This is a genomic window from Mesorhizobium sp. M1163, from assembly GCF_040318415.1.
GTDB lineage: Bacteria > Pseudomonadota > Alphaproteobacteria > Rhizobiales > Rhizobiaceae > Mesorhizobium.
In genome coordinates this window covers 47,761-59,150 of sequence record NZ_JAMYMF010000010.1, presented here as the reverse complement: position 1 = coordinate 59,150, position 11,390 = coordinate 47,761, and the positions used below count along the sequence as shown (strand labels likewise).

At 62.6% G+C, this 11,390-nt stretch carries 15 protein-coding genes; 11 read left to right on the top strand and 4 right to left on the bottom strand.

The window, feature by feature from the left end; all coding sequences use genetic code 11:
• Positions 1–8: 8 nt before the first annotated feature.
• Positions 9–833: a helix-turn-helix transcriptional regulator gene (locus tag NKH43_RS11965; RefSeq protein WP_352494581.1), complete on the bottom strand. Its 825-nt coding sequence runs from the start codon at positions 831–833 to the stop codon at positions 9–11.
• 86 nt (positions 834–919) lie between these two features.
• Between NKH43_RS11965 and NKH43_RS11960 the strand changes: the two genes are divergently transcribed.
• The gene (locus tag NKH43_RS11960; RefSeq protein WP_352858267.1) at positions 920–1,450 is read left to right on the top strand and encodes a hypothetical protein; all 531 of its coding nucleotides are present in this window, start codon (positions 920–922) and stop codon (positions 1,448–1,450) included.
• Positions 1,451–1,524: 74 nt separating this feature from the next.
• Positions 1,525–2,154: a MarC family protein gene (locus tag NKH43_RS11955; protein ID WP_352858265.1), complete on the top strand. Its 630-nt coding sequence runs from the start codon at positions 1,525–1,527 to the stop codon at positions 2,152–2,154.
• Positions 2,155–2,162: 8 nt separating this feature from the next.
• On the opposite strand, the gene NKH43_RS11950 is transcribed toward NKH43_RS11955, so the two are convergent.
• Together NKH43_RS11950 and NKH43_RS11945 are read right to left on the bottom strand one after the other, a co-directional pair.
• Positions 2,163–2,585 (bottom strand): OsmC family protein, encoded by a 423-nt coding sequence (locus NKH43_RS11950; protein WP_352482253.1) that lies wholly within the window; start codon positions 2,583–2,585, stop codon positions 2,163–2,165.
• A gap of 122 nt (positions 2,586–2,707) precedes the next feature.
• Positions 2,708–3,220 (bottom strand): single-stranded DNA-binding protein, encoded by a 513-nt coding sequence (locus NKH43_RS11945; RefSeq protein WP_023717797.1) that lies wholly within the window; start codon positions 3,218–3,220, stop codon positions 2,708–2,710.
• Between the two features lie 208 nt (positions 3,221–3,428).
• Between NKH43_RS11945 and NKH43_RS11940 the strand changes: the two genes are divergently transcribed.
• The 9 genes from NKH43_RS11940 (at position 3,429) to NKH43_RS11900 (ending at position 11,077) form a co-directional block, all read left to right on the top strand.
• Positions 3,429–3,818, top strand: coding sequence for a cupin domain-containing protein (locus tag NKH43_RS11940; RefSeq protein WP_352858262.1), 390 nt, complete (start codon positions 3,429–3,431; stop codon positions 3,816–3,818).
• Positions 3,819–3,899: 81 nt separating this feature from the next.
• Positions 3,900–4,214 (top strand): ArsR/SmtB family transcription factor, encoded by a 315-nt coding sequence (locus NKH43_RS11935; RefSeq protein ID WP_023717799.1) that lies wholly within the window; start codon positions 3,900–3,902, stop codon positions 4,212–4,214.
• The gene (locus NKH43_RS11930; RefSeq protein ID WP_023717800.1) at positions 4,211–4,735 is read left to right on the top strand and encodes an SRPBCC family protein; all 525 of its coding nucleotides are present in this window, start codon (positions 4,211–4,213) and stop codon (positions 4,733–4,735) included. The genes NKH43_RS11935 and NKH43_RS11930 overlap by 4 nt, the downstream gene beginning before the upstream one ends.
• Before the next feature lie 26 nt (positions 4,736–4,761).
• Positions 4,762–5,367 (top strand): ATP-dependent Clp protease proteolytic subunit, encoded by a 606-nt coding sequence (locus NKH43_RS11925; RefSeq protein WP_352482251.1) that lies wholly within the window; start codon positions 4,762–4,764, stop codon positions 5,365–5,367.
• Between the two features lie 84 nt (positions 5,368–5,451).
• A complete protein-coding gene (locus tag NKH43_RS11920; protein ID WP_352789227.1) occupies positions 5,452–5,745 on the top strand; it encodes a hypothetical protein in 294 nt (97 codons plus the stop codon).
• Positions 5,746–6,442: 697 nt separating this feature from the next.
• Positions 6,443–9,364, top strand: a complete 2,922-nt coding sequence (uvrA, locus tag NKH43_RS11915; RefSeq protein WP_352515887.1) for an excinuclease ABC subunit UvrA — start codon at positions 6,443–6,445, stop codon at positions 9,362–9,364.
• The gene (locus tag NKH43_RS11910) at positions 9,364–9,774 is read left to right on the top strand and encodes a DUF302 domain-containing protein (RefSeq protein WP_023717804.1); all 411 of its coding nucleotides are present in this window, start codon (positions 9,364–9,366) and stop codon (positions 9,772–9,774) included. The genes uvrA and NKH43_RS11910 overlap by 1 nt, the downstream gene beginning before the upstream one ends.
• Complete coding sequence (locus NKH43_RS11905) at positions 9,771–10,241, top strand: GNAT family N-acetyltransferase (RefSeq protein ID WP_352494576.1); 471 nt, start codon at positions 9,771–9,773, stop codon at positions 10,239–10,241. Before NKH43_RS11910 ends, NKH43_RS11905 begins: the two co-directional genes overlap by 4 nt.
• A gap of 29 nt (positions 10,242–10,270) precedes the next feature.
• Positions 10,271–11,077 carry a DUF72 domain-containing protein gene (locus NKH43_RS11900; RefSeq protein ID WP_352494575.1) on the top strand — a complete coding sequence of 269 codons (807 nt, stop codon included), beginning with the start codon at positions 10,271–10,273 and terminating at the stop codon, positions 11,075–11,077.
• A 45-nt stretch (positions 11,078–11,122) separates the two neighbouring features.
• Here NKH43_RS11900 and NKH43_RS11895 read toward each other — a convergent pair whose 3' ends face one another.
• Positions 11,123–11,323, bottom strand: a complete 201-nt coding sequence (locus NKH43_RS11895) for a hypothetical protein (RefSeq protein WP_023717807.1) — start codon at positions 11,321–11,323, stop codon at positions 11,123–11,125.
• Positions 11,324–11,390 lie beyond the last annotated feature (67 nt).

Below are 11,390 nucleotides of genomic sequence, written 5' to 3'. Positions count from 1 at the left end.
GCACCCTTTCACGAGCGTCGCCGGCGGGCGCGATAAGTTCCCGGCGTCTCGCCCATCAGCCGCCGGAAACGGCGGTTGAAGGTTGATAGATCGTTGAATCCCGCCGCAAAGGCGATCGCCGAGATCGCCTGATCTGACGTCCGCAGCCGCACGGCTGCCCTGTGCAGCCGCGCTCTCAGCAGGAACTGATAGGGCGTCATGCCGGCAACGTGCCGGAAGGTGCGCAGGAAATGGTAAGGGCTGGTGGCGGTCTCGTCGGCGAGTTCGGCAAGCGAGATCGGCCGGTCGGCATCGATTTCGATGCGGCGCACCGCTTCGGCGACACGCTTCTGGTCACGGCGACTTGGCGCCCGTCCCCGATCCGTATCGCCGCAAGCCGCTGTCACGGCTGCGCCGGCAATGCGCAGGGCGAGTTCCTCGAACGCGCCGGTGTCGGCCATCTCGCGCGCCGCCTCCGCTTCGGCGAGCAGCGGCACCAGCGCCGGCAAAGGCGGCAGGCGCGGCATGCTGAAATCAAGCTGCTTTGCGCCCGCGTCGGCGACGATCCGCTCCATATAGGCCAGTCCGAAATGGAAGGAGAGGCAGCGGTCGCCGGCGCCATGCTCATGACCGCATTCGTAGCATGTACCGGGATTGCCGAGCAGGAGCGCGCCAGGCGCCAGCATCGCCGTGCCCTGGCGCGCACGATAGCGGAACGTGCCGCTGGTCACGGCGGCGACGCAGAAATCCCGATGCTCCTCCTCGAATGGCCTGTCGGCGGCACTAGCGGTGCAGATGACATCCAACACCTGCCAGCCTCGGCCCGACGCCAGCCTATGCGCGCTCGTCGTCATCGCCGAAACATAGCAATTTTTCCCAAGCGCAGAACCCCTGTCGGCTTCTATGCTTGCCGGTCTCCTGACAAGATGAGAGCGAAGCCATGTCCAATTCCTTTGCCAAGGCCCTGCACAGCGATGGGCCCGCACCGGCCCTTGCCGAGAAACTGAACCTTTACGGCCGCTTCGTCGGCGCCTGGACGTTCGACGCCACGCGCCATCTCGAAGACGGCCAGGTGCTGACCGGGCGCGGCGAGGTGCACTTCGGCTGGGTGCTTGAAGGCCGAGCGATCCAGGACGTATGGATCCTGCCCGCTCGCGACGCCGGCCCCTCGCCGTCGCTCGGCAAATGGACCTTCTATGGCACGACGTTGCGCGTCTGTGACCCAGGCGTCGACGTCTGGCACATCTTCTGGAGCGACCCGCGCAACCAGTATTACAGCCGCCAGCTGGGCCGCGTCGAAGGCGACACGATCGTCCAATTGGGCGCAGACGGCACCGGCGCTTCGGTACGCTGGAGCTTTTCCCGGATCACCGGAGATTCCTTCCGCTGGCTGGGCGAGCGCTCGTATGACGACGGCGCCACCTGGCGTGTCGAAGTCGAGTTTCTGGCGCGGCGCGCCGCCAGCCCCTGATCCGCACGGTTTCCACTGGCACCGCTTTGCTCTACCAATCCCGTTATCCGGCATGGCCGGCGGGGAGGGTCAGCATGCCGAGCTTCGACAGCCTGTTCAACGCCTTCGTCACCATACTGGTGACGATCGATCCGCCCGGCCTGGCGCCGCTCTTCCTCGCCGTGACCCGCGGCATGAACCGCGAGGAGCGCAACCAGGTCTCCGTGCGCGCCTCGGTCATCGCCTTCCTGGTGATGGCGTTGTTCGCAGTCGCCGGAGCGTCGATCCTGTCAGTCTTCGGCATCACCCTGCCGGCCTTCCGCGTCGCCGGCGGCTTTCTGCTGTTCTTCATCGCCTTCGAAATGGTGTTCGAGCGCCGGCAGGACCGCAAGGAGAAGATCGGCGATGTCGCCATCACCAGGGACATGATCCACAACATCGCCGCCTTTCCGCTGGCGATCCCGCTTATTGCGGGTCCCGGTGCGATTTCGGCGACCGTCCTGCTCTCAAGCTCGTTTCAGGGTTTTGGTGCGCAGGCAGCCCTTGTCGGCATCATCGCGATCTGCCTTGTCATCACCTACCTGGTGTTCGTGCTGTCAGAGCGCATCGACCGTATCCTCGGCCAGACCGGCCGTTCGATCCTCACGCGGCTGCTTGGCGTCATACTGGCGGCGCTCGCCGTGCAGTTCGTCGCCGACGGCATCAAGGCACTGATGGCGACGTAGGAACCGCCCTACTTCGCCGTCTCGATCACTTCGAAGTCATGGGTGATCACGGCGGTCTTGGCCATCATTGCCGAGGCCGAGCAGTATTTCTCGATCGAAAGCTCGATCGCGCGCTTTACCTTGTCGTGCGACAGCGCCCGGCCCTTGACGACGAAATGCATGTGGATGCGGGTGAACACCTTGGGATCGGCTTCTGCACGGTCGGCATCGAGTTCGACGACGCAATCTTCGACCGCCTCGCGCCCCTTTTCCAGGATATGGACCACGTCATAAGCCGAACAGCCGCCGGTGCCGATCAGCACCAGCTCCATTGGGCTCGGCCCCGGCGTCTTGCCCTCCGGCCCGAACGCAGTGCCTAGCACCAGCTTGTGCCCACTGGCGGACTCGCCGACGAAAGTGCGCTCCTCGACCCATTTGACCCTTGCTTTCACTGATCCGTCCTTTCACCGCTCAAACGCACAACGTCCCGAAAATCCAAGACAGATTTTCGGGACGCCATTTCGTGGCCAAGGTGCTGGCGCTTTTCGCCGCAAGGGCAGTCCGCCCCGAGAAATCAGAACGGGATTTCGTCGTCCAGTTCGCGCGACGAACCACCGCCGGTGCCCTTGTTGGCGCCACCGCGATTGAAACTTTCGCCCGGGCCGGACTGGCCGAAATCGGACCCGCGGCTGGCACCACCACCGGCATAGTTGCCGACCTGGCCGCCGCCCTCGCCCCGTGCATCGAGCATCTGCAGCTCGCCGCGGAATTTCTGCAGCACGATTTCGGTCGTATAGCGGTCATTGCCGGTCTGGTCCTGCCACTTGCGCGTCTGCAACTGGCCCTCGACGTAGACTTTCATGCCCTTCTTCAGATACTGCTCGGCCACCTTGGCGATCTGATCGTTGAAGATCACGACATTGTGCCACTCGGTCTTTTCCTTGCGCTCTCCGGAAGTCTTGTCGCGCCAGCTTTCCGACGTCGCGATGCGGATGTTGACAACCGGGTCACCCGAATTCAGGCGGCGGATTTCAGGGTCCGCCCCGAGGTTGCCCACCAGAATGACCTTGTTGACGCTACCCGCCATGATACTTCTCCGCGCTCATCCGAAACCAGATTTCTGTCGCTGCACCTTACAGGCTATGGATAAGCCCTGCCTGCCGTCGCTGCCTTTTCCCACAACGTTTTTGTTCTCTTTTCGTTCTATAGTACAGGCCCTGCACTGTCAATAGTTGTCAGCAAGAAGTAGTGTCTTGGCGTCGAATTTCCACAGACCATGGGATCGAGGCGAACGCATGAAGACGGTTGCGCATGACGATCAGCCGCAAGAAGAATGGCGGGCGGGGGTAAAGACCCGAATGCATGTCTCGGCTCGCAACGGCGCAACTCAACTTTGCATATTCGAACAATGGGTCGAACCAGCGGTTGGCGCCCCGACACATTGGCACCCGGTCGAGGAAGTGCTTACCGTCATCGCTGGCAAGGCCGAGATGTGGATCGACGAAGAGCATGTCCTCTTGACTGCCGGACAGTCGCTTGTTGTTGCCGCGCGCAGGCGACATGGCTTCCGAAACGTCGGCTCCGAAATGCTTCATATCCATGCCGTGCTCGCGTCACCAGTTTTCGAGGCGACGTTCAACGGATCCCCTGACATGGTGAGACGCTGGCTTCCAGCGAGTTTGTAAAACCTCGCCCGTCTTAAAAAACACCGCCTGTCTTAAAAACACGGCTTGCCAAACCGATAAGTATCGACTTATGCTTTTGACATGATCGAAGCAGAGATTTTTCGGGCACTGGCCGATCCGACGCGTCGCGCCGTCTATGAGCGGCTCGCCGGCGGCGAGATGACGGTGTCGGAACTGCGCACTGGCATGCCGGTATCGCAGCCGGCGGTATCGCAACACCTCGCCGTGCTGCGCGGCGCCGGCCTCGTGGTCGAGCGCCGGGCCGGTCGCAACGCCTATTACCGCGCCGATCCGAAGGGGCTTGCGCCACTGCTCGGCTGGATCGAACGCTACCGCGCGTTCTGGCCAGAGCGCATCGAAAGGCTCAAGACGGTTTTGAAGGACATGGACCAATGACCAGCCGAGGCAAAGAACGCGCGGAAATGGCGGCAGACAAGATCGAGTTCGAGTGCGAGCTGCCGGAGCCGCCGGAAAAGGTGTGGCGGGCGCTGACGGTGCCGGACCTGCTCGCGGCCTGGATGATGCCGAACGACATTGAACCAAAGATCGGTAGCCGCTTTGCCTTTAAAGCGCCGGAGGCGCCGATCGAATGCGAAATCCTCGACGCCGATCCCGGACGGCTGCTGCGCTATTCCTGGCGGGAACGGCCGGCGCCCGGCGATACACAGGCGCCGCCCGGCAGCCCGGTGGACAGCCCAATGGACGACAGCCCGGTGGACAGCATCGTCACCTTTACGCTCGATCGCACCGTTTCCGGCGGCACGCATCTGCGCATCGTCCATGATGGTTTTGCTCGGGCAGCGATGCCGGAGATCGCGATGGCAGGCGCCGGCTGTCGGCTTTCGTTTGAAGCGCGCAATCCCAGGCACAAGCAGATCGCCGCCAACATCCCGCGCCTCTTCCTGCGCGCGGCCTGAACGACAATAGTCAACGGAGAGAAACGATGAGCGGCCTTGCCAATCTGGTGCCGATGGTGATCGAGCAGTCGAGCCGCGGCGAACGCGCCTTCGACATATTTTCGCGGCTGCTGCGCGAGCGCATCGTCTTCATCAACGGCCCGATCGACGACGGCACCTCGGCGCTGGTCTGCGCCCAGCTTCTGTCGCTGGAATCCGACAATCCCGACAAGGAGGTCTCGCTCTACATCAACTCGCCGGGCGGCGTGGTGACCAGCGGTTTCGCCATCTACGACACGATGCAGTACATCAGCTGCCCGGTCTCCACCGTTTGTATGGGCTTCGCCGCCTCGATGGCCTCGTTCCTCTTGATGGCGGGCACGCCGGGGCGGCGCATCGCATTGCCCAACGCCAGCATCGTGCTGCATCAGCCTCTCGGGGGTTTCCAGGGCCAGGCCTCCGACATCCAGCGCCATGCCGAGGGCATCCTTCGCACCAAGCGGCGCATGACCGATCTTTACGCCCAGCATTGCGGCCGCACCTACGAAGAAGTGGAACGCACGCTCGACCGCGACTTTTTCATGACCGCGCAGGAGGCCAAGGATTGGGGCCTCGTCGACCATGTTTTCGACACTCGCAAACAGGCCGCGTGAAGCACCTTCGAAGCGATATAAGGGCCGGCAACTTTCAGCGCCGCCGGTCTGGCTTCGGCGCTATCGCCGCACTATAGTCAGGTGATGACCGCCAGCCGTTCACCCAGCCTATACCTTGCCATTGCCGCCATTGTGGGCACGAACATGCTGGTGGGCACGGCATTTGCCCAAGATAATTCGACGTCGGCGCAAAGGGGCGCCCTGCCCGGTGTGACCAGCGACTATCGCATCGCCGAGCCAGCGCTGCAGCCCGAGCCCGACGGGGCGGTTCCCAGCAGCGGCTACGGCACATTCAAGATCGGCGATACCGAAGTTCGGATTTCCGGTAGCATCACCATCGATGTCGCCACCGGCGGGATCAGGCCTCCCAGCCGCTAAGTTCGCCTGGTATGCACCGCAAATGTGCGCTTCAAACGAACAGCCCCGCCATTGCTTGTGCAACTGACGGGGCCTCTTGGATCTGAAATCCAAATTGCCGGGAGTGTACTGCCGGCTTTTTATTTCGGATGCTTCGCGGCATTCAGCCGACGATCCGACTAGCAGTCTCTGATTGTTGTGGGGATCGGCAGGTCAACGTTGGCAGGTAGCGCTAAACGCCTGACCTGGCTACTTATACCTGCCGCGGCTCCAGCGACACGTGGAGCCTCAAGGAACTATCCGGTGGAGTCATGCCTCTGCTCTCCTTCTGTTCGTTGCGACTGTCGTCGTCGAAGCGCTCATCGCATAACCCGCGGCGTCTCGCAGGCTAGCCCCAGGCCGCGAGGCCATCGAAAGACGGCCGGCTTCGTTGACGTTTGGAGTCTGCCCCCGTGACGCATGGACGTCAACCTTGAATAGCCGATTACCGAAAAATGTGATCGCGAGACGCATTGTGAAGCCGGCTGTACGGGCAGCTTTTGTCAGGAGCGTGTTCGGCCTTTGTTCTTTCCGCTTGCCCGTTCGCGCGAAAGGCGGTTAAACGCATTGGTCGAGAGTTGTGGCGTCTCTCGAAAAGGCGGCGAAATTACCTACATAGGGGGTGGTCGGGAAAACCCGCCCATCCCACGAATTCCAGATTCTGAGGCGGCGACCGGCGATGGCCGACCATAAATATCTCTCCATTCGCGGGGCACGCGAACACAATCTGAAGAATGTCGATCTCGACCTGCCGCGTGACAGCCTGATTGTCATGACCGGCCTGTCGGGGTCCGGCAAGTCGTCGCTTGCCTTCGACACCATCTATGCCGAAGGCCAGCGCCGCTATGTCGAGAGCCTTTCGGCCTACGCACGGCAATTCCTCGAGATGATGCAGAAGCCGGACGTCGACCAGATCGACGGCCTGTCGCCGGCCATCTCCATCGAGCAGAAGACCACCTCGAAGAACCCGCGCTCGACGGTCGGCACCGTCACCGAGATCTACGATTATATGCGGCTTTTGTTCGCCCGCGTCGGCATCCCCTATTCGCCGGCCACCGGCCTGCCGATCGAGAGCCAGACGGTTTCGCAGATGGTCGACCGGGTGCTTGCGGTCGAAGAGGGCACCCGGCTGTTCATCCTGGCACCGATGGTGCGCGGCCGCAAAGGCGAGTACCGCAAGGAACTGCTCGAGCTGCAGAAAAAGGGTTTTCAGCGCGTCAAGGTCGACGGCGTCTTCTACGAGATCGCCGACGTGCCGGCGCTGGACAAGAAGTACAAGCACGACATCGACGTCGTCGTCGACCGCATCGTCGTGCGCGGCGATCTGGCGACGCGGCTCGCCGATTCCATCGAGACCGCGCTGAAGCTGGCCGACGGGCTGGCGGTGGCGGAATTTGCCGACAAGCCGCTCGACGCCAGCCAGACCGGCGAGGATTCGGTCAACAAGTCGAAGAACGAGACGCATGAGCGCATGCTGTTCTCGGAAAAGTTCGCCTGCCCGGTATCCGGCTTCACCATTCCCGAGATCGAGCCCAGGCTGTTCTCGTTCAATAATCCGTTCGGCGCCTGCCCGACCTGTGACGGGCTCGGCAGCCAGCGCGCCATCGATGCCAGCCTGGTCGTGCCCGACGAGAATGTCTCGCTGCGTGCCGGCGCCGTCAGCCCGTGGGCGAAGTCGACCTCGCCCTATTATGCGCAGACGCTAGAAGCGCTAGGCGTTGCCTATGGCTTCAAGCTCGGCGACAAGTTCAAGGATTTGAGCGAAGAGGCAAAGCAAGCCATCCTGCACGGCACTGGCGAGCGCGAAATCGCCTTCCAGTATGATGACGGGCTGCGCTCCTACAAGACGACCAAGACCTTCGAAGGCGTCATCCCCAATCTCGAGCGCCGCTGGAAGGAAACCGAATCCGCCTGGATGCGCGAGGAGATCGAGCGCTTCATGTCGGCCACACCCTGCCCGGCCTGCCGCGGCTACCGGCTGAAGCCCGAGGCGCTCGCAGTCAAGATCGCCGGCAAGCACATTGGCGAGGTCACCGAGCTGTCGATCCGCAAGGCTGACCAGTGGTTCACCGATTTGCCTGCTTCGCTTAACGACAAGCAGAACGAGATCGCAGTGCGCGTGCTCAAGGAAATCCGCGAGCGGCTGCGCTTCCTCAACGATGTCGGTCTCGACTATCTGACGCTGTCGCGCAACTCCGGCACGCTGTCAGGCGGCGAGAGCCAGCGCATCCGCCTCGCTTCGCAGATCGGCTCCGGCCTGACCGGCGTGCTCTACGTGCTCGACGAGCCGTCGATCGGCCTGCATCAGCGCGACAATGCCCGCCTGCTCGACACGCTGAAGCATCTGCGCGACATCGGCAACACGGTCATCGTCGTCGAGCACGACGAGGATGCCATCCTACATGCCGACTACGTCGTCGATATCGGCCCGGCCGCCGGCATCCATGGCGGTCACATCATCGCCCAGGGCACACCGCAGCAGATCATGGCGACTCCCGCCTCGATCACCGGCAAATATCTGTCGGGCGAGCTCGAAGTGGCGACGCCTGCGGTTCGGCGCGAGGCGAAAAAGAACCGCCGGCTGAAGATCGTCGGCGCGCGCGGCAACAATCTGAAGAACGTCACCGCTGAAATCCCGCTCGGCACGTTTACCGCCGTCACCGGCGTGTCCGGCGGCGGCAAGTCGACCTTCCTGATCGAGACCTTGTTCAAGGCGGCGTCACGCCGCATCATGGGCTCGCGTGAGCATCCTGCCGATCACGACCGCATCGAAGGGCTGGAATTCCTCGACAAGGTCATCGATATCGACCAGTCGCCGATCGGGCGCACCCCGCGCTCCAACCCTGCAACCTATACCGGCGCCTTCACGCCGATCCGCGACTGGTTCGCCGGCCTGCCGGAGGCCAAGGCGCGCGGCTACCAGCCGGGCCGTTTCTCGTTCAACGTCAAGGGCGGCCGCTGCGAGGCCTGCCAGGGCGACGGCGTCATCAAGATCGAGATGCATTTTCTGCCCGACGTCTATGTCACCTGTGATGTCTGCCACGGCAAGCGCTACAACCGCGAGACGCTCGACGTGCTGTTCAAGGGCAAGTCCATCGCCGACGTGCTCGACATGACGGTCGAGGAAGGCGTCGATTTCTTCGCCGCCGTGCCCGGCGTGCGCGACAAGCTGGAGACGCTGAAACGGGTCGGCCTCGGCTACATCCATGTTGGCCAGCAGGCGACGACTTTATCGGGCGGCGAAGCGCAGCGCATCAAGCTCGCCAAGGAACTGTCGCGCAAGGCAACCGGCAAAACGCTCTACATCCTCGACGAACCGACCACCGGCCTGCATTTCCACGATGTCGCCAAGCTGCTTGAAGTGCTGCACGAACTGGTCGACCAGGGCAACACGGTCGTCGTCATCGAGCACAATCTAGAGGTGATCAAGACCGCTGACTGGGTTCTCGATCTTGGCCCCGAAGGTGGTGACGGCGGCGGCGAGCTGGTGGCGTCCGGCACGCCGGAGGACATCGTTCGCGAAAAGCGCAGCTATACCGGGCAGTTCCTGAGGGAATTGCTGGAGCGGCGCCCCGGAGGCAAGCGCGAAGCGGCGGAGTGATGGCAAAGAACGGTCTCATCACGGTCCAAAGCAGCTTCGGCGTGGCCGAAACCATCGATCGCCTGGTCGAGACTGTGGAACGTGCAGGATTGCTGGTCTTCGCCCGCATTGACCACGCCGCCGGTGCGCGCAATGTCGAAACATCACTGCGTCCAACCCAACTCCTGATTTTCGGCAATCCCAAAGGCGGTACGCCACTGATGCAGGACCGGCAGCTTGCCGGCATCGATCTGCCGGTCAAGGCGTTGGCCTGGGAGGACGAGCAAGGCAAGGTCTGGCTCTCCTACAATGACGCACACTGGCTGGCGGAACGCCACGGCTTGGGCGACGCTAGTCGCAATGCCGTCGCTGCGATCGCCGCCGGCATGGACAAGGTGATTGCGGCCGCTGCCGGCGCGGGCCAGTTTTGATCATGAGAGCCGCTCGGGCCGATGATCTCCCTACGGTGATCTCGCTCACCACCGACGCCTACGCGCCCTACACCGCCCTGTTCGGAGCGCCGCCGATCCCCGTCACCGAGGACTATGCGCCGCGCATAGAACGCGGCGAGGTCTGGCTTTCGGAGCAGTACGGACAGCCGGCCGGCCTGATCGTTCTCGAACGGCACGATGACCACACAGTGATCTTCAGCGTCGCCGTTGCGCCCGCCTTTCAAGGCAAGGGTTTCGGCATAGCGCTGCTCGACTGGGCCGAGCAACAGACGCGCCTGTGGAGCTTGCCTGAAATCCGACTCTACACCAATTCCAGAATGGAACGGAACGTTTCGTTGTATAAGGCCTACGGCTTTCGCGAAACGGGTCGCCGGCCCAATCCATATCGGCCAGGATGGACGGTCGTCGACATGGCGAAAGCCGTCGAGACGACCGCCATCGCGTGATCCTTTTTCTGCAAACCGGGAGGACTACCATGACTCAATCAGGAACAATCCGCGCTGGCATGGGCGGCTGGACCTTCGAGCCCTGGGACACGTCCTTCTACCCGGACAAATTGTCGAAGGCCAAGCAGCTGAATTACGCCAGCCGGCAGGTGCCGACCATCGAGGTCAACGGCACCTATTATTCGAGCTTCAAGGAGCCGACCTTCGTCAAATGGGCCAACGAGGCGCCGGATGGTTTCGTCTATTCGCTGAAGGGCAACCGCTTCGTCACCAACCGCCGCGTGCTCGGCGAGGCCGGCGAATCGGTGATGCGCTTCCTCGGGTCGGGCGTCGCGGCACTTGGCGACAAGCTTGGGCCGATCCTGTGGCAGTTCGCGCCGACCAAGCGGTTCGACCCGGACGACTTCGAGGCGTTCCTCAAGCTATTGCCGGAGAAGCAGGACGGCGTTGCGCTGCGCCACGCGGTCGAGGTGCGCAATGACAGCTTCGTCGTGCCCGAGTTCGCCGCCTTGGCACGCAAGCACAAGGTCGCGATCGTTTTTGCTGATCATGCTAAATATCCAGCGATTGCCGACGTCACCGGCGATTTCATCTATGCGCGGCTGCAGACCGGCAGCGACGACAATCCCGATTGCTATACGCCCAAGGCGCTCGACGAATGGGCGGCCCGCGCCAAGACTTGGGCGCAGGGCAAGGTACCGGCCGAGCTGCCGCGCGCCGATCCTTCGACCGACGCGCCGGTCAAGCCACGCGACGTGTTCGTCTACTTCATCACCGAGGGCAAGGTCCGCGCTCCATTCGGCGCCATCGCGCTGATGAAGCGGGTCGCAGGCTGACGCCCCGCTGTCGGCGGTCCGGCTGGCCGGCTCCTAGATTACCGCCTATGCGGCGCGCTCGTCCGGACGCCGATCAACCCTGACGATCTCGTTGAAAGCATCGAGATCGACATAGAAGACCTTGGTGATCTCCGCGATAAGTTCGTCGTGTTCATATCCCTGCGATTTCAGAATGTTGATGGCGGTTATGATGTCGACACGCTCCGTGAGCCGTCGTTTCTGGTAGTCCTCGACATAGCGCTCCATCATCTGGCCCTGGCTCCCAAGCACCCGAAATGTTGGACGACAACAGATCGCTGGAGGGAGCGGCTTG